The organism is Bradyrhizobium sp. NP1, assembly GCF_030378205.1.
In the GTDB taxonomy this organism is placed as follows: domain Bacteria; phylum Pseudomonadota; class Alphaproteobacteria; order Rhizobiales; family Xanthobacteraceae; genus Bradyrhizobium.
Genome location: NZ_CP127385.1, coordinates 6,833,081 through 6,855,907 on the forward strand (window position 1 = coordinate 6,833,081; position 22,827 = coordinate 6,855,907).

The window sequence follows — 22,827 nt, forward strand, 5'->3', positions numbered from 1 at the left end:
ACATTGCGTGCGGACCAGGCCTTGGCGGCCCGCGCGATTGAAGGACGAGAAGCGATGATGGAAAAGGTTCCGATGACCTCGATCGGATATGCCGCGCTCGAGGACGAGTTGAAGAAGCGCCAGTCGGTGGAGCGTCCGCGCATCATCGAGCATATCGCCGAGGCGCGCTCGCATGGCGACCTTTCTGAGAACGCGGAATATCACGCGGCCAAGGAAGAGCAGTCGCATAATGAAGGCCGTATCGCCGAGATTGAGGACAAGCTCGCGCGCGCCGACGTGATCGACATCACCAAGCTCTCCGGCGACACCATCAAGTTCGGCGCCACCGTGACCCTGGTCGATGAGGACACCGACAAGAAGGCGGTCTGGCAGATCGTCGGCGAGGTCGAAGCCGATGCCAAGAAGGGCCGCATCTCCATCACCTCGCCGCTGGCGCGCGCGCTGATCGGCAAGAAAAAGGGCGCGACCGTGGAGGTCATGGCGCCGGGCGGGCCGAAGGCCTACGAAATTACCAAGGTCGAGTGGATCTGATCGTCCGCTGCGACCATCCCGAGAGACTGGAAAGCCGCGCTGCGAAGCGCGGCCTTTTTGTTGCGCCGCAATCACGGTTCTCCGCCAATCGCGCTAGTGGAGTGGATTTGACATTCGCTCGTCATCCAGCCGCGAATTCCGAAAGCGAATGTCAAATCCAAAACTCCACTAGAATCTTATATTTGCGAGTGGTCCTTTGACGCCGACATTCGCAAACGTGCCTGCCACAAAGGGAATGCGAATGTTGGCGTCGGACCACTGGGCCCGCGGAATGATTCAAAGCGGTGGGTGTTGATCATCCGCGCCGGTGACGGATGTCCGCGATTGCGTTACAGCATGTCCGAGCGAAATGGGGGTGGTGGTTTCCTCAAGGAAACCGCGCTTGCGTAAAAGCGCCAGGCCGCGCCGGCTGCTCGAGCCGATGCCGTCGTGCATTGGTAGCGATTCTTCACGTGTCAGAGAGGGGATTACGACATGGACCAGATGTTTTCCAAATGGCAGCCGGCGGCGCTCAGCCTGCTTCGCTTCATCACGGGGCTATTGCTGTTTCAGTTTGGCGTCGCCAAGATCTTCAAGATTCCGGTGCTGGCCTATTTCGCCAATATTCCTCCGCTGATCCAGGCAGCCGCATGGATCGAGCTCGTGTTCGGCGCGCTGCTGATGGCCGGCCTGTTCACGCGGCAGGTCGCCTTCATCCTGTCGGGTGAAATGGCGTTCGCCTATTTCCTCGGCCACATGTTCAAGACCGGGGAGCCGGTGCTTCATCCCCTCAACAACGGCGGCAGCTTGGCCATCGCGCTGTGCTTTGCCTGCCTTTATATCGCGACGGCCGGCGGCGGGCCGATCAGCGTCGATGCGGCGATGGGCAAGAAGAGCTGACGCGAAGCGTCATCCCGGGCTGGTGCGTCAGCACCAGACCCGGAATTTCGGGATTTCGCTCACTTCATTCGCGCTCTCAGCACTACGCGCTTGCGCGCGGCGGCAAGCGTTGCGCGCTTGCGTGGAGAATGACGGCGCCTATTCGCGCCCCTTGAGCTCGAGCGGCACCGCCGCCTCGTATTTCGAATTGTGCAGCACCAATGACGTTCGCACGTTGCGCACGTGGGGTGCCGCGGTGAGATGGGTGACGAAATCCTGGAACGTCGCCATGTCAGGCGCCACGCATTTCAGGATGAAGTCGACTTCGCCCGACAGCATCCAGCATTCGCGCACCAGCGGCTCGCCACGCACGAATTCCTCGAACGCGCGCAGGTCCGCCTCCGCCTGGCTCGACAGATGCACGGAGGCGAACACCGTGACGTCGAAACCGAGCCGGCGCGGGTCCAGCAGGCCGCGATAGCCCTGGATGTAGCCCTCCTCCTCCAGCGTCCGGACCCGGCGCAGGCAGGGCGGCGGGGAGATGCCGACGCGTTTGGCCAGCTCGACATTGGTGATTCGGCCATCGGCCTGGATTTCGCTCAGGATTTTGAGGTCGATCTCGTCAAGGTTCTTCGACACGTGAATTCGGGTTCCAGCTCTTGCGGCAGCGCGGGGAAAGGAGTGGCAACTCTTTAGCTCAGGCGGGTGCCATTGCGCAATTTTATTGCGCGCCACCCACGCCCATTTCCCGGAATTGAAGGGAAAAACTGCCGATATGGATTGCAATTCTTGCATGGCTCGGCAGAAGGCTTAAATTTGGAGGGCTACTTGCGGCACCGCCGCGATGACTCCCCCGGGCCTCATGCTCAAGCCTTGACCAACTCCCCAAGAGAGGGACCTGCCCATGCCTGCCCCTATTCACGCCAAGGTCGTCATCATCGGTTCCGGCCCGGCCGGCTATACCGCGGCGATCTATGCAGCGCGGGCAATGCTGGAGCCGATCCTGATCCAGGGCATCCAGCCGGGCGGGCAGCTGACCATCACCACCGACGTGGAGAACTATCCGGGCTTCGCCGACGTCATCCAGGGCCCCTGGCTGATGGAGCAGATGGAGAAGCAGGCCGCCCATGTCGGGACCAAGATCGTCACCGATCTCGTGACCAGGCTTGAGCTGTCGCAGCGGCCGTTCCGCCTGACCTGCGACTCCGGCGATGTCTACCTCGCCGAGACCGTGGTGCTCGCCACCGGCGCGCAGGCGCGCTGGCTCGGCCTGCCGTCCGAAGAGAAATTCAAGGGCTTTGGCGTCTCCGCCTGCGCCACCTGCGACGGCTTCTTCTATCGCGGCAAGGAAGTCGTAGTGGTCGGCGGCGGCAACACCGCGGTCGAGGAAGCCCTGTTTCTCACCAATTTCGCCTCCAAGGTCACGCTGGTGCATCGCCGCGACCATTTCCGCGCCGAGCGCATTTTGCAGGACCGCCTGTTCAAGAACCCCAAGATCAAGGTGATCTGGAACAGCCTGATCGACGAGATCACCGGCGAGGACAAGCCGGCCAAGGTCACCCATGTCCGGCTCAAGAACGTCAAATCCGGCGCAACCACGCAGATTCCAGCCGACGGCGTCTTCGTCGCCATCGGGCATGCGCCGGCGACCGACCTCGTGGCCGGCCAGCTCAAGCTGAAACCGTCCGGTTATGTCGAGGTGGCGCCGAACTCGACCGCGACCTCGGTGCCAGGCCTGTTCGCCGCGGGCGATGTGGCCGACGAAACCTACCGCCAGGCGGTGACCGCCGCCGGCCTCGGCTGCATGGCGGCGCTGGAGGCCGAGCGTTTCCTTGCTTTACGCGCCAGCGAGCGCGCAGCGGCTGAATGACCATGGCTAATACTCGAAATCGCGACGGTTTTACCGACATGGACTGGGACAAGCTGAAGGTGTTTCACGCGGCCGCGGAAGCCGGCAGCTTCACGCATGCCGGCGAGCAGCTCGGCCTGTCGCAATCGGCCGTTTCCCGCCAGGTGTCGGCGCTCGAGCAGGAGTTGTCGGTCTCGCTGTTCCACCGCCACGCGCGCGGCCTCATCCTCACCGAGCAGGGCGACCTGCTGTTTCGCACCGCCCATGACGTCTTCATGCAGTTGCAGGCGGCGCGCGCCAAGCTCACCGACAGCCGCGAGCGGCCGAGCGGCGACCTCAAGATCACCACCACTCCGGGCGTCGGCATCAACTGGCTGATTCCGCGGCTCGGCGAGTTCACCTCGCTCTATCCGGAGATCCGGATTTCGCTGATCGTCACCGACGAGGAGCTCGACCTGTCGATGCGCGAAGCGGATGTCGCGATCCGCACCCGCAAGCCGACGCAGCCCGACCTGATCCAGCGCAAGCTGTTCGCGATGGGCTTTCACGCCTATTGCTCGCCGGACTACATCAAGCGCTTCGGCACGCCGCGCACGCTCGACGAACTCGACACGCACCGCATCATCATGCTGAGCGACAACCAGGTCGCGCCGCATTTGCAGAATCGCAACTGGCTGATCGAAGCCGGGCGCAACGGAAGCGGTCCGCGCGAGGCCTACTTCAAGGTCAACAACATTCTCGGACTCGTGCGCGCCTGCCAGCAGGGCCTCGGAATCGCAGCGCTGCCGGACTATCTGGTTGAAGACAACAGCCGGCTCGTGCAGCTGTTCGGCGAATCAGATTCGATCCAGCTCGACACCTATTTCGTCTATCCGGAAGAGCTGAAGACGGTAGCCCGCGTGCAGGTTTTCCGCGACTTCGTGGTGAGCAAGGCGCAGCGCTGGCCGGCCTAGAGCATGATCCGGAAAAGTGTGCAGCGGTTTTCCCTCGCGACAAACGCGGAACGCGTTTGCGCGGAGATCATGCTCATCAAGAACCTAAAGCGCGATGACGATTCAATCTGACCTCATCGCGCTTTAGTGGTCCGATTCTGACATTCGCATCCCGTCTTGAGCGGCATGTTTGCGAATGTTGGATATCAAAGGATCACCAGAAAGTGCGGGTTTGCAGTGCAGTTCAAATCCACTGCACCAGTGTGGCGGCTCGGAAGTTCTCTTCGTTGCAGCAGAAATCCCGTGATTCTCGTGCGGCTTGGTGCAGAAATTCTGAAGGCGCCGTCGCCGTAAGCAACTGGAGAATTTCCGGACTCCCACACCTGCTTTGCGCATGACTGACATGCGGCGCGGGCGGTTGCTGCGGGACGCCGACGGGGATCATAATACTTCCACGCTGAGCGTTCGCGTTGCGCATTTGTCCCCCTCCTCCAGTGGCGCGGAAGTTCAGTAATCCCTCTTGGAAGGTGATTGTGTCGGCCTCACGTGGCCAATACCTTAAGCCGGGCTCTTTGGAGCCCGGCTTTTTTTCGTGCCCGAAATCCTGCGCAACCATCCGTTGACAGCGCAGCCCTGTTCCCGCATCTTCTTAGCATGATCATGAAGTCGCGCCGTGCCTCGTTGAAAAAAGGTCCCCGTTCGGGGACCTCGGATCGGCGCGCGCGATAAAATTATTCTTCAGCCGCTGCCTTCTGAAGCCCCGCCGCGAGGTCGGGGCTTTTTGCTGTCCACCTCCGGTACCCCACCACCAAAGGAGATGGACCATGACTGATCTTCGAACCCAATTGCGGGGCCTGTGGCTGCCGCTGGTGACCCCGTTTCGCGACGGGGAACTCGACCAGCCATCGCTGCAACGGCTGGTCAGACATTATGCAGCCCGCCCGATCGACGGGCTGGTGCTGGCAGCGACATCAGGCGAGGGCCTGGCGCTGGAGATGACGGAACTGGAGCGGCTGGTCGACACCGTGCGTGCCGAGCTTGCTGCCATCAGCCGCCATCTTCCGCTTTGCCTCGGACTTGCGGGCGCCGCAACGCACAGATTGTGCGGCACGCTCGACGACACCGCGGCATGGCCGATCGACGGCTACCTGATCTCGTCGCCCTATTACGTGCGGCCTTCGCAGCGCGGCCTGCTCGATCATTTCACCAGGCTTGCCGATCACGCCTCATGGCCGATTGTGCTCTACAACATTCCCTATCGCAGCGGCGTCGGCCTCGCCAACGAGACGCTGCTTGCGCTGGCCGAGCATCCCAACATCGTCGGCATGAAGGATTGCGGCACCGACCGCGCGCAGTCGGTCGAGTTCATGCGGACGCGACCGGCCGGCTTCCGCGTGCTGACCGGCGAGGACGCGCATTATTTCGACGCGCTCACTGATGGCGCCGACGGCGCGATCCTGCTGTCGGCCCATGTCGAGACCGAAAGCTTTGCCGCGGTGCGAACGCATCTCGCAGCCGGCGAAGCGGAGGCGGCGCTGGCGCGCTGGCAATCGGTCGCCGAATTGACGCGGCTGTTGTTTGCCGAGCCGAGCCCGGCGCCCGCCAAGCACTGGCTGGCGCGGATCGGGCTGATCGACAGCGCCGAGGTGCGCCTGCCGATGGTCAGCGTCGGCCCCGAGCTCGCCGCGCGGCTCGATGCCGAGATCGCGCGACGCTCGCGCGCGCGGGCAACGATCGCGGCTGGTTAACGCCAGGTGAGCCGATCGGCTCAACTGCGTCTGACGGCCCGAGAATAAACTTTAGAATTTTCCGCGTATGGATTCTCCCGCTGGCAAAAGACGGGGGGAGAAACCATGGCCACCACAACGATCCGACGCGCGCGCGACGAGCGCCTGCAGGAACTTCTCATGATCGCGTCGTTCACCTTCTGGGCGACGCTGCTCGGCTTCGCGCCGGTGTTCGTGTTCCACTCGCTCGCAAGCTGAGCCGTCACGCGCGGCCTTCGCGCGTGCGATGGTTAGCAAACGGCAAAGCGGCGCTGCCGGTGGTTAATCGGCGGTAGTGCCTGCGGTCAAATCCGAGCGAATTCGCGACCGGCTTCTTAAAAGCTTTCGCGTATTGAGCAGTGCGGCGGTTCAGAAGTCCGCATCATTGTCGCAGCGAGTTTGTCATGCGGACTTCTGAACCAAAGCCACACTGGATAATAAGTTGCTGGTGTCCTTCGCTTCCGAAGTTCGCAAACGAGAGAGCCGCGGAATAATGCGAACTTCGGAAGCGGGACACTAGCCCACAACAAAGCAAGAATTGCGGGGGGCGTCGTGGATACTCAAGTCAGTCCGGTCACCAGTCCGGCCATCAATCCAATTCCCGAACAGCAGGGCTTCACCACCGAGGACATCCTCTGGGCGATCGGCATCTGGTCGGCCATCCTGTTCCTGTCGCCGGTGATCGTGTTCTACATGCTGATGGTGGCGTGACGCCGCGCCGTCGCGGCTGGCTAGAAAAGAAAAAACACGCAAAGCAGGTGCTCTGCGCGTTTCTTCTGGAGGACATCGAAAGCTTGCGACTACGCCGCCTGCTTGTGCATCGCGCCGCTGGCGGAGGCAGTGCCGCGGATCGCTTTCACCGAGCGCTCGATCGCGGCCCACAACCTTGCGATCTCGGCCGCAGCGCGGCCCTCGGCATAATATTCCCGCGCGCCTTCGCCATGACCGAGCGCCATCAGGAGATCGGCGCGGTTGGTGATCTGTCCGCCCCAGACCGGTGCGCGGAATTTCGCCAGCGCCTCGCGCGCAATCGTCACGATCGGGCTTTCCGCGTCGTCACGGCGCGCCGGTGCGCCGTTGAGCACGACCGCGTAGGGCTTGCGCGCGGCGCGGCACATCTGGATGGTTTCCTGCACCGCGTTGACGTCGAACACGCCCGGGCGCGCCGGGATGATGACCATCGTTGCGTTCTTGATCGAGTCGTCGACGACGGCCGACAGGTTCGGCGGCGTGTCGATCAGAACCCACTCGACGCCGTCGCGCCTGGCATTCGCGATGATGCCGCTGACCGAATTGACGGCGGCCTTGATTGGCGGCTCGTTGGTGCCGCGCAACTTGTGCCAGAGCGTCAAGGACCCCTGCGGATCCGCGTCAACAAGCAGAACAGGCTTGGTTGCCTTGATCTGCGCGGCGAGATGGGCGGCCAGGGTGCTTTTTCCTGAGCCTCCCTTACGCGAAGCGAAAACAATGACGTTCATACGTCGGCCTCCAGATTGACCCCAGAAGCTGAAAATGAATCAACGCGGTGATTCGCGAAAGAAAAATTTACCCACTGTTCATGAAGACGCCACCGATTCGGCGAAACCTGGGCTTTTGAGTCACACTGTGGTGTTGCAACCGCTGCGTGAGGTGCCTCACAAAGGGCCTTTGACAGGGTTGACGATCGTTCGCTGCGATCAGCGCTCCACGTCGCAACCGCGCAACCAGTCCGAGCACGCGCCAATCAGCTCCGCACCACAAAAAGGCAGCGGCTGCGAACAAACCGAGTCCGCTTTGCGGCGCGCGCCAATCGGTCGCGCAGCGATCGAGGCCGCGGCTTAAGTCTCTTCCGGATGCGCGCGCCGCTTCTTGCGCGCCCTGAATGTCGGCTTGTGCGCGGCGGCCGGCCTGATGCTGGCAGGCTCGCCCGCGGCCGCGCCGTCCGGCCGGCGTGGCGAGCGGAAGAACGCGGCGCAGGGCGGCGACAGTTCGGCCTTGCGGCGGATCATGCAGGCGGTGATGCGATCGACATCGGGAATTTCCGAACCGCACAGGCGAAACGCGTCGCCCGTGCAGGCCTGCTGCTCCTCCTGGCTATAGGCCGCGCCCGGCGTCGGATGCATCGCGATCGCAAGCGCGAGCGCCAAAAGGCCGAGCTGAAGCTTTCCCGAAGAGATCGCCGACATCGCTGCCCCCACCCCATTATTTCAGGGAATTCTGGGTGAAGGGCGAGGGATTCGCAAGCAGCCGGCGACAGAAAGCCGCGCCGGAAACAACGAAACTGTTGACCACTTGTCAGGCGAAGCCGACCTCGATGCGACGTTCCCTTCCGGAGACGATCCCGCAGGCGCGAAGCTTCGGCCGCGCCGATCATCTGCAACATGAGCGCCGCAGGCGGTCGCGACGGCCGCGATGAGGGCGTGCGTTTCCGGCCGGGAGCGAACAGCGCCAGCACGGCCTTCAGCGACCGCGAATATTGCAAGTGGACGCTGCCCGCTTGTGCTAGGATCAGATCATGACGATCGGGATTACCGGACCCGAACGGCAGGTCCCGGGGCGAAGCGCCCTGGCACGGTGGGTTGTTGCTGCAATCATCGTCATCATCATCTTGCTGTGGCTGGCCAGGATAGCCGGCGAAATCCTGGTCGACTGGCTCTGGTTTTCCGCGGTCGGCTATCTCCAGGTCTTCTGGACAAGCCTGGGCGCCGAAGCGGCGATCTTCGCCGCCGTTTTCGCCGCAACGGCCGCGGTCCTGTGGTTGAACGGATGGCTCGCGGTACGCTTCGCCCGACCGCCGTCGATGCCGCCTGTCACCGCCCCCGGGGGGAAGCGGCCCGATCCATTCGCGGTTGCGCGCGAGCAACGGACATTGTCACGCCTGGTCGCCGGCACCGCGGTGCTGCTCGCGGTGCTGGTGGCCGCGCGCGAAGCCGGCGACTGGGCAACCCTGCTGCGCTACATCTATCAGGTGCCCTACGGTTCAACCGATCCGCTCTACGGCAAGGACATCGGCTTCTACCTGTTCTCGCTGCCCGTCTATGTCCAGATCAAGAACTGGATGCTGTTCACGCTGGTTCTGAGCGCGCTGTTCGCGGGCGCGGTCTACTGGTGGCATGGCGACATCGAATACGGCCCGCATCAGCGATCGATGTCTCCCGTGGCGCTCGCTCACGGCTCGGCGCTGCTCGGTCTGTTGTTCGCCGTAAAGGCCTGGTCGTACGGTCTCGATCGCTATCTGCTGCTCTACGGCGACAATGGCGTCGTCGTCGGCGCCAGCTACACGGACATCCACGTGCAGCTTCCGGTGCTGTGGCTGCTGATCGGGCTTTCAATCCTCGCCGCGGTTGCCGCCTGGGCGAACCTGGGCGCGCGAGGCTACCTGCTTCCGGCGGCCGCGATCCTGCTCGTGTTCGGCAGCGCCTTCGTGCTGTCCGGCATCGTTCCCGCGCTGTTTCGCCAGATCTTCGTCAAGCCGAGCGAGCTGCAGCTGGAGAAGCCGTATATCGAGCGCAACATCGCGCTGACCCGGCAGGCCTATGATCTCGACCGGATCGTCGCCAAGCCGTTTGCCGCCGAACAGACCCTGACCTTCCGGACGCTGCAGGCCAACAAGGCGACGATCGACAACATCAGGCTGTGGGACTGGCTGCCGCTGTACGACACCTATGCGCAGCTTCAGGAGATCCGGACCTATTACAAATTCCATGACCTCGACGTCGATCGCTACTGGCTCGACGGCGCCTATCAGAGCGTGATGCTGTCGGCCCGCGAGCTGCAGCCTTCGCTGCTGCCGTCCAACGCCCAGACATGGGTCAACCGCCACGTGCTGTTCACCCACGGCAGCGGCGCGGTCATGAGCCCGGTGACCCGCAAGACCATCGAGGGACTGCCCTACTTCTACCTGCGCGACATTCCCCCCGTCGCGGACGGAGGCCCCGCGATCCGCGAGCCGCGCGTCTATTATGGCGAGGAGAGCAACACATACGTCATCGTCAAGGGCACGGTTCCGGAGTTCGACTACCCGAAAGGGCAGGACAACGTCTACGCGGCCTACGGCGGCAGCGGCGGCGTCCCGGTCGGCAGCCTTTTGCGGAGAATGCTGTTCGCCCAGTACTTCAACGACGTGAACCTGCTTCTCACCGACTACATCGCGAGCGACAGCCGCATCATGATCCGTCGCAATATCCGGGAACGCGTGCGCACCATCGCTCCGTTTCTGACGCTCGATCACGACCCCTATCTGGTCATCAGCGACGGCCGGCTGTTCTGGATCCAGGACGCCTACACGACGAGCTCATATTTTCCTTCCGCGCAGCCGGCGCAGGATCTCGACCTCAACTACATCCGCAATTCCGTGAAGATCCTGATCGACGCCTATAACGGCACCGTCGCGTTCTATCTGGCGGACCCCACCGATCCGATCGCGGCGACCTACGGGCGGATCTTCCCCGGCCTGTTCAAGCCGTTCGCCGCAATGCCGGCGGACCTGCAGAAGCACATCCGCTATCCGGAGGACCTGTTCTTGATCCAGGCGCGGATCTATCAGACCTATCACATGGAAGCGGCCGAGGTTTTCTACAATCGCGAGGACCTCTGGCAGTTTCCGCGCCAGCCGGGCAGCGACGGCATCGCGATGATGGCGCCCTACTACATCATCATGCGGCTGCCGGGCGAGCCGCAGGCCGAGTTCTTTCTCATGGTTCCGATGGTGCCGAGCCGCCGCGACAACATGATCGCGTGGCTCGCCGCGCGCTGCGATCCGCCCGACTACGGCAAGCTGATCGTCTACGAATTTCCCAAGGACAGGCTGATCTATGGTCCGTTCCAGATCGAGGCGCGGATCAACCAGACCACCGAGATTTCGCAACAGATCACGCTGTGGAATCAGATGGGATCGCGGGTGATCCGCGGCGCGAACCTGCTCGTGATTCCGATCGAGAACGCGATCCTCTATGTCACGCCGCTCTACCTGCGCGCCGAATACGGGCACCTGCCGGAGCTGAAACGGGTGATCGCGGCCTATGGGGAAAAGGTGGTCATGAAGGAGACGCTGGCCGAGGCGCTGTCGGCGCTCTTCCCCGAACCGGGCGTCACGCCGACCGCGCCCAGCGCGGCGACGAAAACGCCGCTCGCGGGCCCTGCCCGGCAGGCCCTCGATCACTACAGTCAGGCGATGGAGCGCCTGAAGGCGGGCGACTGGGCCGGCTTCGGCACGCAGATCGAGGCGATGCGCGCGCTGCTGGAGCAATTGAGCAAGCAGCCGAGCGACGCGGAGCATCCGGCGCTGGACGGCGGAAAGGCCGATGAGAGCCGCTGATCGCGCTGGAATCCTGCATGAGCGGCTTCGAGGAGAGCGCAGGCGTACACTAAATTATTGATTTGATTTGGTGGTACAGTTGGGTGGGCTCGAACCACCGACCTCCTGTTCCACAGACAGGCGCTCTAACCAACTGAGCTACAACTGCATCCCTCGAAGCCCCGCGCAAAAGGGGGGGGCCGAACGGGCCGGAAACTAGGTGCAACGGCCGCCTTTGGCAAGGCCGATCAGCCTCTTGTCGGCGGACTCCTCAACGCAAAAACCCGGGCGCAGCGCCCGGGTTTCGCAAGGGGCGGAAGCTTCAAGGATCAGGCGGCCGGCTTGTAGTACTTCGAGGCGCTTTCCTTGATCGGCTCGACGGTTTCCGACGCGACCCGCTGGGACAGCTCGGCGAGCTCCTTGGCCTGGGCCGAGAGGGTCTCGAACTGCTTGCGCGTATGCGCAGTCCACAGCTCCAGCGCTTCCGCCGGCGACTTCACGCCGAACAGCTCCTGGGCGAAATCGAGCGAAGCGGTGGTGTTGGCCTTGAAGAACTCGACGAGCTTGGCGGAATACTCGCTCGTGCCCTTGCTGGCGCGGGTGAACACCGCCTCGATGGTGCCGTTGTGCTGTTCGGCGGCATCCTTGAACTTGGCGTAGTTGTCGCGGGCCTGCGAAACGCCTTTCTCGGCGAAGGCGCGGACCTGCTCGGGAACTTCGAAGGGAATGACGGAGGCAGAGAAGGGATCGGAGGCGTTCGGCATCGGGGATGTCCTTGGCGACTGAGGTATGGCGATACTCGTTCCAGGCCGCGCGCCGGCGGCAGGAGCTAGGTACTTCGAACGAAGGTCACTCAGGGTCTGGGGGCGCCGGAGGTCCGGCATTCCCCATTTAACACGTACATCGTGTCAATTTTGTGCAATGCAACGTATTGGCGTGCATTGCCGCGTGCGCCGGGCAGACGGGTCCCGGCTACCTGCGGTTGCCCCGGCTAGTTCTTGGGCTTCGCCGCATCCATCGCCGCGCGGCCGACGATCTGGCCCATCTCGCTCGCCTGCTCGGCCAGCGTGCGCATCTGGCTCTGCACATAGGCGCTGTGCAGCCGCATCACCTCGGTGAGATCCTTGGCTTGCAGCAGCGATTGCGCGTAGTCCAGCGACGACTGCACGTTCTTCTCGGCATAGGCGAGCGCCTTGGCGCTGATGTCCTTGGCGCCGGCCCGCACCGTCTCGCCGCGTTCTTCCAGCGAGCCGGCGGCAGCCTGCGCGTTGGTCAAAAACTTCTCGAAGGTCTGGCGCGCCTGCTCGAAGCTCGCCTCCGCCATCGACCGCATGTCCTTTGGAATCTCGAAATGGTCGCGCCCTTCATCGCTCATGGTCGTTCTCCTGTTGGATGACCGTCGCGCCCCTTGAACTGACCCTAGCACCAGCCGCCTGCAGCGATGTGACGTGCTCGCATCGACCGGCCGCGGCCTATAGGCGCGGGACCCTATCAACCCGCGGCCACCGGGATGGTTGCTACTGCGCGCAAGGTTGGTTGTCCGGTTAAGGTTATCCCGGCTTTAGCGCAGCCGGCCGGCCCCAGGCGGTGGACCTCGCCCCTCGCAGGCGATAGTAACCCTCTGTTAACGTTGTCGATTGTTTGACCGACGGATGTTCGTGCGGGCATGCAAGGCAGCAGAAGGCGTCCGTTCTGTTAAGTCGATGACCCATTTGGAATTCCAGTTGCGCGGCCTCGACGATCTGCGGCTCGCCGTGCATGCCACGAGCGCGCAGCCGGCCTGGCTGTGGTCGATCGACGGCACGCACATCCTGTGGGCGAACCCGGTCGGCGCCGGCGTGTTCGGCGCCTCGCATGCGGCCGCGCTCGCGCAACGCCGTTTCGGACCGGCCGATCCGCATCGCCGGCAGATCGCCCAGCTCGCGACCCGCCTGCCGCTCAATGGCGCGATCCGGCTGGAGCGGCTGCGCGGCTTCGGCGCCCCGCTCGGGACGCTTGCGACCTGCGGCTGCACCCGGCTCGATTTCTCCGACGGCAGCCAGGGCATCCTGGTCGTCGCGCAGGCGAACGGCCGCACCATGCCGCTGGTCGAGCGGCTGCAGCGGCTGGTCGAGGGACTGGACCGGCCGATCGCCGCGTTCGCAAGCGACGGCCTGTTCGCCGGCGCCAGTGCCGCCGCGCGCCCGCTGCTCGGCTTCCGCAACCTGAAGGAAGCCGGCCTCGACGAGGCGCGCCATGACGCGCTGGCGCAGGGCCGGGTCGAGACGCCGATCGGCATCGGCCACATGGTGCTGCAGCGGGTCGGCAGCGGCGCCGATGTCGGGCTGATCGCGCTGATCGCGCCGCATCCCGCCGCCTCTGCGCCGTCGCCGTGCACGAGCGACGCAGGCATCGAACTCATCGACCCCTTCGCCGAAGAAGAGGCGCCCGACGTCGCCTGTGACGCGACAGCGCCGGCGATGGCGCAGGAAGAGCCCCCTCCCTCCATCGAGCCGGTCGCCGACGAGCCGGCGATGCCGGAGCCAAACGAGCCGCCGGAACCGCATCGCCATCCGCTGCGCTTCACATGGCAGATCGACGATCAGGGATGCTTCTCGCTGCAGCGTGGCGAATTCACCACCCTGATCGGCCCGCGCACCGCCTCCGCGCTTGTCCGGCCATGGCCCGAACTCGCCGCGCGCCTCGGGCTCGATCCCGATGGCCGCGTGATGCGCGCGCTCGCGACCCGCAACACCTGGAGCGGCATCACCCTGGACTGGCCGGTCGACGGCGGCGGACGCCTCCCGATCGAGCTGTCGGGCCTGCCGGTGTTCGACCATTTGCGGCGCTTTGCCGGCTATCGCGGCTTCGGCGTGTGCCGCGACCTGGAGGCGCTGACGCGGCTCGCCGCGCAGCGCCGCCATTCCGCGCCGCCTTCCGCCGACATCGTGCCGTTCGAACCGCCGCCTGCCGCGAAAACGCCTGCAACGCCTGATCAGACTCCGCCCCTGTTATCCGGATTGCCAGCGCGGGTTGACCTTGAAACTGCACCATCAACCGATTTGGAAAGACCCGTGGAAACGCCCCCCAATGTGGTGCCCTTCCGCCCGCCAGGCGAGACCAAGCCGCCGACCCTGACGCCGGTCGAGAACCACGCCTTCGACGAAATCGCCCGCCAGTTGTCGGCGCGGCTCGAAAACGGCGACGACGCGGAAGCCGCAGACGAAGCTCAGCCGGCGCTGCCGGAAGCGCCACCATCCGCTTTGCCCGTATCAGGCGACGCGCAGCCCGACAGCGTGCCGGCCGCGAGCGCCCGGCCCGACTGGCTGGCCGCGCCGGAACGGCCGGCACACGGCGAGACCCAGCGTGACCGCATGCTGCTCGACCTCGTGCCCTCAGGCATCCTGATCTACCGGTTCGACCGGCTGCTCTATGCCAACGCCGCGTTTCTGAAGCACATCGGCTACGCGAGCCTGCATGCGCTGGAAGAGGGCGGCGGCCTCGATGCGCTCTATGTCGAGCCCGGCGTCTCGTCGGCGAGCAGCACCTCGGAAGCCGGCACGCCGATGACGATTTCCGCGCAGCAAAGGGACGGCACGACCTCGGCGCCGCTCGATGCGCGGCTGTTCACGATTTCCTGGGACGGCGATTCCGCGCTCGCGCTGATCTGCGCGGGCGAGCAGGCCGCAGCGAGCGTGGCCGCAACAATGGAAGCCGCGCCGCCCGTGGCTGAACCCGCGCCGCCGGCTGAACCCGCGCCGGCGGCTACGGCCGGCCACGCCGATGCCGAGGATCTGGCCGCGATCCTCGACACCACGGCCGAGGGCATCGTGATGTTCGATGCCGAAGGCAACATCCACGCCTGCAACCGCAGCGCCGAGGCGCTGTTCGGCTATGACGGCAAGGAATTCGCGCAGCGCAACCTGTTCGAGCTGTTCGCGCCCGAAAGCCAGCGCGTGGTGCAGGACTATCTCGCCGGCCTGAAGGGCGCCGACGCCGCAAGCCTGCTTGAGCACGGCCGCGACGTGCTGGGGCGCGAGCGCAAGGGCGGCATCATCCCGCTCTCGATGACGATGGGCCGCACCCGCGCCGACGGACCGAACTTCTTCGCGGTGTTTCGCGAGCAAAGCCACGGCGGCAGGCCAAGCGAGAGCGAACCGCGCGAGACGCGGCAGCCGGCCAATCGGGCGGCCAACGCCAAGGCCGATCTGCTCGCCCGCATCAGCCATGAGATCCGCGCGCCGCTCAACGCGATCATCGGCTTTGCCGAGGTGATGATCGGCGAGCGCTTCGGCGCGCTCGGCAGCGAGCGCTACGTCGAATACATGAAGGACATCCGCGCCTCCGGCGAGCGCGTGATCGCCTTCATCAACGATCTCACCGAATTGTCGCGGATCGAGACCGGCCAGCTCGACCTCGCCTTCGCCAGCCAGAACCTCAACGACCTCGTCGAGCAGTGCGTAGCGGTGATGCAGCCGCAGGCCAACCGCGCGCGCATCATCATCCGCACCTCGCTCGCGCAGGCGCTGCCGCCGGTCGTGGCGGATGCGCGCGCGCTGCGCCAGATCGCGCTCAACCTGATCGGCAGCTCGATCCATCTCGCGAACGCCGGCGGCCAGGTGATCGTCTCGACCGCGCTGTCGGATTCCGGCGATGTCGTGCTGCGGGTCCGCGATACCGGCCAGGGGCTCAACGACAGCGAGATCGCCAGCGCGCTCGCGCCGTTCCGCGCCACGCCGCCGTCGGATCACGCCGCCGACGGCTCCGCCTTCAGCCTGTCGCTGACGAAAGCGCTGGTGGAGGCCAACCGCGCGCAATTCCACATCAAGAGCGGCGCCCATACCGGCACGCTGGTCGAGGTGGTGTTCTCGCAGGCGCTCGCAGGAGCGTGAGGCGCCGATCCCGCCCTGCGCGCGTCGTCGTTTGCCGCAGAAGCCGAGCCCGCGCGCATGGCGCGATCGGTGCTTGCCGCCAAACGCGGCGCGGCTTCGCTCAATGGGCAACGACGACCTCGACCGGCGAACCCTGCATCACCCGGGCGCCCGCCCCCGGTGCCTGGATGAGCACCATGCCGTGCGCTGCATTGCCCCTATCGCGGATGATCTCCAGCAGCGGCAATCCCATGGCGGCCGCATGGTTGCGGGCAGCCCCGATCGACAGGCCGACCAGGTTCGGAACCTCTACACTCGCCGGCGGCGCGGACCCTGGCGCTGGCCGCGCCGTCGAGGGCGCGCGCGCCGACGGTACGAGGCTCGCACCCCGCCGCGAGGCCAGTTTCGGCGACACCACCACGCGGATCTGCTTGATGTCGCAGGCGGCCGAGAGCGCGATCTCGCCGCCGAACGCGGCAATGGTGTCGCGATAGCCGAGGCAGGCGAGCCGGTAGATCAACTGCTGCCCGAGCACGCCTTCGAAATAGCCGCCGTGCACGTTTGGCTTTTGTCCGCGCAGGACATAGGCGAGCAGCAGCGCCAGATGGGAGTACCAGCGCAGCCTGGCTCTCGCATCGTTGCGCTTGCGTCGCCTGGCGAAGGTCAAGAGCGGGCGCGGACGGACGCCGGGCTCGTCCGCATCGACATAATCGGTGCAATCGAAATAGGTGAACACGGCCGGCAGCTCGGCATGTGCCGCAGCCGGCGCCGCATTCGGCTGGCGACGTGCCTTGGCCTGCTCCAGCGCATCGTAGAGATCCTGCAAGGTGAGGTTTCCGATGCGCAGGACCTGAAGCAGATCGGCCGCCTTGACGTTGATCAACCCATAGTGGCGCGACAGGATCTCGACATTGCCGAGCCGGAAACCGTGATTGCGGCTCTTGGTCGGAAACACGAAATAGTTCGCGAGCGTGGATATCTGCCGCAGCACCTCGTCGCCTTCATTGCTGAAAAGATAGGCTTCCTGGAAGCGCGACAGCGCCGCCGCCAGGAAATTGCCGCGGCTCGACAGCAGCGTCTCCGCCGGGATGTCCGGCGACACCAGCACGAAGCGCATCAGGCGGAACACGTTGCCGATCGGCTGCGACGCCGGCTCGACGATCCCCGGTGTCTCGTTCGCGCCAAAGGAATTCAGCGTGCTGATCTCGCGGGCGAAGACGTCCGACAGCACCCGGATCGTGTTGGTGACGACGAAACCGCCCATGCTGTGCCCGATGAAGGACAACTCGATGTCGTTGCTCGGCCCCTTGCCGCCGCGCTGCCTCATGACTTCGCTGTCGATGGCGCGGATCACCTGCACGAGGTCGGGTACGCCGAAATTGGTGGCGCGATAATTGTCGCGGAAATAGACGATCGTCCGGAGCAGCACGGTCATGAGCACAAGGCCGGCCACGGTCCAGCCAAGCAGGGTGAGGACGTGCACGCCGGCGGGATTCCAGACGTAGCGGAAGACATCGAGCCACCACTGCCGGGTCTCGATGGCCCAGTAGAACAGCGGAAACGACAGCACCACGAGAATGAGGCCCAGATAGAGAATCCAGGTCGGGAGTGTCGGAAGCGCATCCCAGGTGCCGCGCCAGGGCGCGCCCATCCGCTCCGAGGGCCAGCGATAGCCGACACAGACGAGTCCGTCGCGGCCCGAGATCGCGGCATCGCCATGGATCGCGATCGCGGCGGACGTGTACATTCTGAGCACCGCGGGCTCGGGATTGTTGAAGCCGTGAACCATCACGACGAGGTTCGGCTTTCCCCCTGCCACCAGCGCCTGCGCGATCTGCCTGACCGCGAGATCGGAATCGATCGGTGTCAGTTCGGGCGGAAGCGTTGTCGCAGGAACCGCGGTGTCGTCGACATTGTCCGGCGCCGTGCTCTCGATGAAATAGGTCGGCACCGACGTTCCGACCGCCTGGTGCGCACGAAAGAAATCCATGGCCGATCCCCCCTGCCGGACCGCAATCCGCGCAGGCTAGGGAGGGGCCGGGCAAAATACAAGCTGAGGTTGTTGCTTCCCGAAAAGATGATCTCGTCGGCAGGAAGGCTTCGCGTGGTGCGGACTAGATCGCCCTGACGAACCGCCGAAAGCCGGGCGCGCCGATCAGCGCCTCGAAAGCGCCATCGCGCTTCTCCTCGGCAAAGACAAAGCCTGCCTTGGCGTAGCAGCGCTCGGCCGGCTCGTTGCCGATCAGGAACGAGATCGAGGCTCGCCTGAAGCCGGCGCGTCCACCATCCGCAAGCGCCTGCGCGAGCAGCGCCTGCACCAGCCCGCGCCCGCGATAGGCCGGCAAGCTCGCGACATGCTCGATCAGCCACTCGCCCTCGCCACCCTGCACCCAGCAATTGGCGCTGTAATTGCCGCGCTGGAAGATCGCGGCGATGTCGGCCGCGCCGAGCCCTGCGTCCTTCGCGGCCTCGGCAATGGCATTGCCCGCCGCCCCGCGCGTGCCGGAAGCCGGCAGCGCACAGAGCGAGGCTGCCGGCGCGCCGTCGATCTCGGCGACCAAGAATGTCGAGACGTGCCACCAGGACAGGGCTTGCGCCGTCGCGATCTTTTCCACGAAGGCAAGGCAGCGCGGCTCGTCCCAGCCGAGCGCGATGTCGAACCAGCCGCGCGGCCGCGGGCCGCGCTGCGCGGAGAGGATGCTGCGGGCAATGAAAGGAGCGTCGTCGGCGCGCGCGGGGCGGATCGTCATCGACGACACCGCCACGGCTCGCTCCTTACGTGTTCTTCAGCGCGACGCGGAATTCGGCCTCGGTCTTCGACTTGACCTCGTCGAGCGTGACGCCGTCGGCGAGCTCGATCAGCGCCATGCCGTCCTTGCCGTGCCTGTCGATGGTGAAGACGGCAAGATCGGTGATCACCATGTCGACCACCCGCTCGCCGGTCAAAGGCAGCGTGCATTCCTTGAGCAGCTTGGCGCCGTCCTTGGCGGAGTGCTCCATCACGACCACGACGCGCTTGACGCCGGCGACGAGGTCCATGGCGCCGCCCATGCCCTTCACCATCTTGCCCGGGATCATCCAGTTGGCGAGGTCGCCGTTCTGCGCCACCTGCATCGCGCCCAGGATCGACAGGTCCATGTGGCCGCCGCGGATCATGCCGAAGGAGTCGGCCGAGGAGAAATAGCTCGTGGTCGGCAGCTCGCTCACCGTCTGCTTGCCGGCGTTGATCAGGTCGGGATCTTCCTCGCCCTCATAGGGGAACGGCCCCATGCCGAGCATGCCGTTCTCGCTTTGAAGCTGAACGTCGACGCCGGCGGGAATGTAGTTCGAGACCAGCGTCGGGATGCCGATGCCGAGGTTGACGTAGTAGCCGTCGCGCAGCTCCTTGGCGGCGCGGGCTGCCATCTGTTCGCGGGTCCAGGCCATGGGAATTCTCCTGCTAAGCTGAATCTTGTCTGGCGCGTGATCTGGTCGGAAAAGCGCGCTTAGGCCGCGGGCCGCGGACGGGTGTTGCGGAATTCGATGCGCTTCTTGGCGGTGCCGACCTCGACGATGCGCTTGACGAAGATGCCGGGCGTGTGGATGTGGTCCGGATCGATCTCGCCGGCGGGAACCAGGTGCTCGACCTCGGCGATCGTGACCTTGGCGGCGGTCGCCATCATCGGGTTAAAGTTGCGCGCGGTCTTGCGGTAGACCAGGTTGCCCGCGGTGTCGCCCTTCCAGGCATGGACGATGGCGAGATCGGCGAACAGGCCGCGCTCCATCAGGTACTTCTCGCCGTCGAATTCCTTGATCTCCTTGCCCTCCGCGATCAGCGTGCCGACGCCGGTCTTGGTGTAGAAGGCCGGAATACCGGCGCCGCCGGCGCGGATGCGCTCGGCGAGCGTCCCCTGCGGGTTGAATTCGAGTTCCAATTCGCCGGCGAGGTATTGCTGCGCGAACAGCTTGTTCTCGCCGACATAGGAGGAGATCATCTTCCTGATCTGGCGCGTCTCGAGCAGCCGGCTCAGACCGATGCCGTCGACGCCGGCATTGTTGGAGACGACGGTGAGGTTCTTGACGCCGGAATCGCGGATCGCATCGGAAAGCGTCTCGGCGATGCCGCAGAGGCCAAACCCGCCGGACATGATCATCATGCCGTCCTTGAGAAGGCCGTCGAGAGCCGATTTGGCGTCGGGATAAACCTTGTTCATGCCGTGGTCCTGGATGGAGGGAGGTGCTCGCGAGAGCCCGGGAATTTGCGGGAATTATTAGGCGAAATGTTCTTATGCCGTCAATGATGTGACATTTGCGGGGTAGAGGCACCCGGACGGCCTTGAAAGCGTCAAGAAAACCCATCAAGTTGCCCTCATTGGCATGGGACCGGCGCCGCCCTCCCGCTAGCAAGCGAGCCTGCGATACCAACCTCAATCAGGACATGTCATTGACGATGGCCCAAGGAATGAAGCGCCTCGGGACGCCGGTTGCGGCGTTGCTCGGTCTGGTGCTGCTCGGCCTGATCGCCACCTCCTGGTTGATCAACCGCGACGCGCTGCGCCAGGCGGTGGAAGCGCAGATCCGCGGCGTCACCGGCCTCGATCTCGTGGTCAAGGGCAATATCGACGTATCGGTATTTCCCGGCAGCTACGTCTCCTTCCATGATGTCGGCCTGAAGGGCGGCGGCTCCGACCCGGCGCTGCGCGTCGACGTGCTCACCGCCAACCTGCGGCTGCTGCCGCTTTTGATGCAGCGCTTCGAGATCGCCGACCTGATGATGCTGCGCCCGCAGATCACCGTGCTGCGCAACGCCAACGGCGAAAGCAACTGGACGCCCTTCATCCAGACCACCGCGCGCACCCTCAAGCCCGGCGCCGACAACCAGGTCTCGTTCTCGGAAATCCGCATCCAGGACGGCACGCTGACCTATGAGGACGCCGGCAACCATGCCTCCGAGAAGCTGGAGGACATCGACCTGTCGCTGGCCTGGCCCTCGATCTCGCGCTCCTTCGCCGCCACCGGCCAGTTCGACTGGCGCGGCGAGCGCATCGACGCCTCGATCAGCATCAGCGATTTCATCGCGGCGCTGTCCGGCGACCGCTCCGGGCTGAAGGCGCGGGTCACCAGCGCACCGCTGAAGCTCGCCTTCGACGGCACGGTCGCCAACCGCACCAGCGCAATGATGGAAGGCACGCTGACCATCGACTCCGTCTCGCTGCGCAACGCCCTGCAATGGACCGGGCAGCCGACGCCGGGCCATGGCGGCTTCGGCCGCTTCGCGCTGAAGGCGCGCGCCAATGTCGTCGGCGCCTCGATCGCGCTCACCAATGTCAATGTCGAGCTCGACGGCAATGTCGCCGAAGGCGTCATGACCTATTCCAACAATGGACGGCAGACGCTGCAGGCAACGCTCGCCGCCGACGCGCTCGACTTCACGCCCTATATCTCGACCTTCCGCCTGCTCACCGGCAGCGCGCGCGACTGGAACCGGCAGCTGTTCGACCTCAACGCGCTGTCCTCGACCGATCTCGACATGCGCCTGTCGGCAGCGAGGGTCACCGTCGGCCCGTCGAAGCTCGGGCGCACCGCGCTCGGCGCCAATTTGCGCGGCGGCGCCCTCGCGCTTTCGGTCGGCGAGGCGCAGGTCTATGGCGGCATCGCCAGGGGATCGTTCAGCGTTGCGCGCGTCGATGCCACCGCCGACGTCAAGGCCGAGTTTCAGTTCACCGATGTCGACCTGCAGTCCTGCGCCAGCGAGCTGTTCGGCGTCACGAAACTCTCCGGCCGCGGCAATCTCGGCGTCTCGCTGGTGGCGTCCGGCTCGAGCCCGTTCGGGCTGGCGCAGTCGCTTGACGGCACTGCGACGCTGGTCGGCCATGACGGCGCGATCTCGGGCTTCAATGTCGAGCAGCTCCTAAAGCGCCTGGAGCGGCGGCCGCTGTCGGGTGGTGGCAATTTCCGCTCCGGCTCGACGCCCTATGACAATCTCACGATCTCGTTGAAATTCGCCGACGGCGTCGCCACCGCCGACGACGTCCGCATCGAGGGGCCGGCCTCGCGCGTGACGCTGACCGGCACCGCCTCGGTGCCCTCGCGCGAATACGACCTCAAGGGGGTCGCGAGCCTGACCTCCGGCGCCAACGGAGCGGCCGGGTTCGAATTGCCCTTCGTGGTGCAGGGGCCCTGGGACGACCCGCTGATCTTCCCCGACCCGGAAAGCTTGATCCGCCGTTCGCCCGCATCCGCGCCCCTGCTCGATGCGGTGAAGGATCGCAGGACCCGCGACGCGGTGCGCTCGGTGATCGAGCGCTTCACCGGCGGCGGCGCAAAGCCCGCGACGCCGGATGCCGCGATCTCACCGCCCTCAGGTGCGCCTGCTGCCGACGCGAGCGCGAAGCCAAATTGAGGCCGGCACGCTTCCCCCGCCTCATGCCGAGATCGGCGCAATGAAACACGAAGATGGCCTCCGTTAGGAGGCCATCTCGCACTAGTTTCGCACTAGTAGTCTCGGACTAGTCTCGCACTAGTAGTCGTCCCAGTAGTGGTGATGACGCCTGATGACTACCGTTCGGTCGCCGTCGCGATCGTACCAGCCGCGATGCCAACCCCGGTCATGTCCGTAAAACTCGACACGAGGGCCGCGATCGTAGTTGCGGTAGTAGTCTCGGTCGCCGCCGACGCGGACGCTGAACCCCTCGGCGCTCGCCACGGTAGGCGCAGCAACCGCGATGGTCGCGAGCGCTGCGAGAACGCAAGAAAGCCTCTTCATTTCGCCTCTCCTATCGTTGTT

21 protein-coding genes and 1 tRNA gene are annotated in these 22,827 nt (G+C 65.0%); 11 read left to right on the top strand and 11 right to left on the bottom strand.

Features of this window, described 5'->3' with window-relative positions; all coding sequences use genetic code 11:
* Positions 1-57: 57 nt before the first annotated feature.
* Complete coding sequence (greA, locus tag QOU61_RS33035; protein WP_289655361.1) at positions 58-531, top strand: transcription elongation factor GreA; 474 nt, start codon at positions 58-60, stop codon at positions 529-531.
* 474 nt (positions 532-1,005) lie between these two features.
* Positions 1,006-1,410, top strand: coding sequence for a DoxX family protein (locus tag QOU61_RS33040; RefSeq protein WP_289655362.1), 405 nt, complete (start codon positions 1,006-1,008; stop codon positions 1,408-1,410).
* Between the two features lie 138 nt (positions 1,411-1,548).
* Here the strand turns inward: QOU61_RS33040 and QOU61_RS33045 are convergent, their stop codons facing one another.
* On the bottom strand, positions 1,549-2,028 hold the full coding sequence (locus tag QOU61_RS33045) for an Lrp/AsnC family transcriptional regulator (protein WP_289655363.1): 480 nt from the start codon (positions 2,026-2,028) through the stop codon (positions 1,549-1,551).
* A gap of 265 nt (positions 2,029-2,293) precedes the next feature.
* Between QOU61_RS33045 and trxB the strand changes: the two genes are divergently transcribed.
* The 5 genes from trxB (at position 2,294) to QOU61_RS33070 (ending at position 6,647) form a co-directional block, all read left to right on the top strand.
* A complete protein-coding gene (gene trxB, locus QOU61_RS33050) occupies positions 2,294-3,259 on the top strand; it encodes a thioredoxin-disulfide reductase (RefSeq protein WP_289655364.1) in 966 nt (321 codons plus the stop codon).
* 38 nt (positions 3,260-3,297) lie between these two features.
* The gene (locus tag QOU61_RS33055) at positions 3,298-4,191 is read left to right on the top strand and encodes a LysR family transcriptional regulator (RefSeq protein WP_289662010.1); all 894 of its coding nucleotides are present in this window, start codon (positions 3,298-3,300) and stop codon (positions 4,189-4,191) included.
* Positions 4,192-4,994: 803 nt separating this feature from the next.
* Entirely contained in the window at positions 4,995-5,918 is a 924-nt protein-coding gene (locus QOU61_RS33060; protein WP_289655365.1) for a 4-hydroxy-tetrahydrodipicolinate synthase family protein, read from the top strand.
* Between the two features lie 105 nt (positions 5,919-6,023).
* The gene (locus QOU61_RS33065) at positions 6,024-6,155 is read left to right on the top strand and encodes a hypothetical protein (RefSeq protein WP_289655366.1); all 132 of its coding nucleotides are present in this window, start codon (positions 6,024-6,026) and stop codon (positions 6,153-6,155) included.
* Positions 6,156-6,488: 333 nt separating this feature from the next.
* Positions 6,489-6,647, top strand: a complete 159-nt coding sequence (locus QOU61_RS33070; protein ID WP_289662316.1) for a hypothetical protein — start codon at positions 6,489-6,491, stop codon at positions 6,645-6,647.
* A gap of 89 nt (positions 6,648-6,736) precedes the next feature.
* Here QOU61_RS33070 and QOU61_RS33075 read toward each other — a convergent pair whose 3' ends face one another.
* On the bottom strand, positions 6,737-7,414 hold the full coding sequence (locus tag QOU61_RS33075; RefSeq protein WP_289655367.1) for an AAA family ATPase: 678 nt from the start codon (positions 7,412-7,414) through the stop codon (positions 6,737-6,739).
* A 34-nt stretch (positions 7,415-7,448) separates the two neighbouring features.
* Here QOU61_RS33075 and QOU61_RS33080 point away from each other — a divergent pair, with 34 nt between their 5' ends.
* Positions 7,449-7,757, top strand: a complete 309-nt coding sequence (locus QOU61_RS33080) for a hypothetical protein (RefSeq protein ID WP_289655368.1) — start codon at positions 7,449-7,451, stop codon at positions 7,755-7,757.
* Here QOU61_RS33080 and QOU61_RS33085 read toward each other — a convergent pair.
* Complete coding sequence (locus QOU61_RS33085; RefSeq protein WP_289655369.1) at positions 7,754-8,101, bottom strand: hypothetical protein; 348 nt, start codon at positions 8,099-8,101, stop codon at positions 7,754-7,756. The two genes, QOU61_RS33080 and QOU61_RS33085, sit on opposite strands and share 4 nt — an antisense overlap.
* A 329-nt stretch (positions 8,102-8,430) precedes the next feature.
* On the opposite strand from QOU61_RS33085, the gene QOU61_RS33090 reads away from it, so the two are divergent.
* A complete protein-coding gene (locus QOU61_RS33090) occupies positions 8,431-11,232 on the top strand; it encodes a UPF0182 family membrane protein (RefSeq protein WP_289655370.1) in 2,802 nt (933 codons plus the stop codon).
* A gap of 71 nt (positions 11,233-11,303) precedes the next feature.
* Here the strand turns inward: QOU61_RS33090 and QOU61_RS33095 are convergent.
* From QOU61_RS33095 to QOU61_RS33105, 3 genes are all read right to left on the bottom strand, one after another.
* A tRNA-His gene (locus tag QOU61_RS33095) sits at positions 11,304-11,380 on the bottom strand.
* A 160-nt stretch (positions 11,381-11,540) separates the two neighbouring features.
* On the bottom strand, positions 11,541-11,975 hold the full coding sequence (locus QOU61_RS33100; RefSeq protein WP_289655371.1) for a phasin: 435 nt from the start codon (positions 11,973-11,975) through the stop codon (positions 11,541-11,543).
* A gap of 227 nt (positions 11,976-12,202) precedes the next feature.
* On the bottom strand, positions 12,203-12,586 hold the full coding sequence (locus QOU61_RS33105; protein ID WP_289655372.1) for a phasin family protein: 384 nt from the start codon (positions 12,584-12,586) through the stop codon (positions 12,203-12,205).
* A gap of 328 nt (positions 12,587-12,914) precedes the next feature.
* Between QOU61_RS33105 and QOU61_RS33110 the strand changes: the two genes are divergently transcribed.
* Complete coding sequence (locus QOU61_RS33110) at positions 12,915-16,082, top strand: PAS domain-containing protein (RefSeq protein WP_289655373.1); 3,168 nt, start codon at positions 12,915-12,917, stop codon at positions 16,080-16,082.
* Between the two features lie 100 nt (positions 16,083-16,182).
* Here QOU61_RS33110 and QOU61_RS33115 read toward each other — a convergent pair whose 3' ends face one another.
* From QOU61_RS33115 to QOU61_RS33130, 4 genes are all read right to left on the bottom strand, one after another.
* Positions 16,183-18,051, bottom strand: coding sequence for a PASTA domain-containing protein (locus QOU61_RS33115; protein WP_289655374.1), 1,869 nt, complete (start codon positions 18,049-18,051; stop codon positions 16,183-16,185).
* Positions 18,052-18,175: 124 nt separating this feature from the next.
* Positions 18,176-18,826, bottom strand: coding sequence for a GNAT family N-acetyltransferase (locus QOU61_RS33120; protein ID WP_354142490.1), 651 nt, complete (start codon positions 18,824-18,826; stop codon positions 18,176-18,178).
* Between the two features lie 10 nt (positions 18,827-18,836).
* A complete protein-coding gene (locus QOU61_RS33125; protein ID WP_289655375.1) occupies positions 18,837-19,487 on the bottom strand; it encodes a CoA transferase subunit B in 651 nt (216 codons plus the stop codon).
* Positions 19,488-19,546: 59 nt separating this feature from the next.
* Positions 19,547-20,254: a CoA transferase subunit A gene (locus tag QOU61_RS33130; RefSeq protein WP_289655376.1), complete on the bottom strand. Its 708-nt coding sequence runs from the start codon at positions 20,252-20,254 to the stop codon at positions 19,547-19,549.
* 236 nt (positions 20,255-20,490) lie between these two features.
* On the opposite strand from QOU61_RS33130, the gene QOU61_RS33135 reads away from it, so the two are divergent.
* Positions 20,491-22,443, top strand: coding sequence for an AsmA family protein (locus tag QOU61_RS33135; RefSeq protein WP_289655377.1), 1,953 nt, complete (start codon positions 20,491-20,493; stop codon positions 22,441-22,443).
* Between the two features lie 117 nt (positions 22,444-22,560).
* Here the strand turns inward: QOU61_RS33135 and QOU61_RS33140 are convergent, their stop codons facing one another.
* On the bottom strand, positions 22,561-22,806 hold the full coding sequence (locus QOU61_RS33140) for a hypothetical protein (RefSeq protein WP_289655378.1): 246 nt from the start codon (positions 22,804-22,806) through the stop codon (positions 22,561-22,563).
* Between the last annotated feature and the right edge of the window lie 21 nt (positions 22,807-22,827).

Excerpts from the sequence above, each read along its gene's own strand:
- QOU61_RS33130 (WP_289655376.1), bottom strand. The coding sequence starts at position 20,254 with ATGAACAAGGTTTATCCCGACGCCAAATCGGCTCTCGACGGCCTTCTC.
- trxB (WP_289655364.1), top strand. The coding sequence starts at position 2,294 with ATGCCTGCCCCTATTCACGCCAAGGTCGTCATCATCGGTTCCGGCCCG.
- QOU61_RS33090 (WP_289655370.1), top strand. The coding sequence starts at position 8,431 with ATGACGATCGGGATTACCGGACCCGAACGGCAGGTCCCGGGGCGAAGC.
- greA (WP_289655361.1), top strand. The coding sequence starts at position 58 with ATGGAAAAGGTTCCGATGACCTCGATCGGATATGCCGCGCTCGAGGAC.
- QOU61_RS33140 (WP_289655378.1), bottom strand. The coding sequence starts at position 22,806 with ATGAAGAGGCTTTCTTGCGTTCTCGCAGCGCTCGCGACCATCGCGGTT.
- QOU61_RS33110 (WP_289655373.1), top strand. The coding sequence starts at position 12,915 with ATGACCCATTTGGAATTCCAGTTGCGCGGCCTCGACGATCTGCGGCTC.
- QOU61_RS33105 (WP_289655372.1), bottom strand. The coding sequence starts at position 12,586 with ATGAGCGATGAAGGGCGCGACCATTTCGAGATTCCAAAGGACATGCGG.
- QOU61_RS33115 (WP_289655374.1), bottom strand. The coding sequence starts at position 18,051 with ATGGATTTCTTTCGTGCGCACCAGGCGGTCGGAACGTCGGTGCCGACC.
- QOU61_RS33055 (WP_289662010.1), top strand. The coding sequence starts at position 3,298 with ATGGACTGGGACAAGCTGAAGGTGTTTCACGCGGCCGCGGAAGCCGGC.
- QOU61_RS33085 (WP_289655369.1), bottom strand. The coding sequence starts at position 8,101 with ATGTCGGCGATCTCTTCGGGAAAGCTTCAGCTCGGCCTTTTGGCGCTC.
- QOU61_RS33100 (WP_289655371.1), bottom strand. The coding sequence starts at position 11,975 with ATGCCGAACGCCTCCGATCCCTTCTCTGCCTCCGTCATTCCCTTCGAA.
- QOU61_RS33060 (WP_289655365.1), top strand. The coding sequence starts at position 4,995 with ATGACTGATCTTCGAACCCAATTGCGGGGCCTGTGGCTGCCGCTGGTG.
- QOU61_RS33135 (WP_289655377.1), top strand. The coding sequence starts at position 20,491 with ATGGCCCAAGGAATGAAGCGCCTCGGGACGCCGGTTGCGGCGTTGCTC.
- QOU61_RS33125 (WP_289655375.1), bottom strand. The coding sequence starts at position 19,487 with ATGGCCTGGACCCGCGAACAGATGGCAGCCCGCGCCGCCAAGGAGCTG.
- QOU61_RS33080 (WP_289655368.1), top strand. The coding sequence starts at position 7,449 with ATGAATCAACGCGGTGATTCGCGAAAGAAAAATTTACCCACTGTTCAT.
- QOU61_RS33075 (WP_289655367.1), bottom strand. The coding sequence starts at position 7,414 with ATGAACGTCATTGTTTTCGCTTCGCGTAAGGGAGGCTCAGGAAAAAGC.
- QOU61_RS33065 (WP_289655366.1), top strand. The coding sequence starts at position 6,024 with ATGGCCACCACAACGATCCGACGCGCGCGCGACGAGCGCCTGCAGGAA.
- QOU61_RS33040 (WP_289655362.1), top strand. The coding sequence starts at position 1,006 with ATGGACCAGATGTTTTCCAAATGGCAGCCGGCGGCGCTCAGCCTGCTT.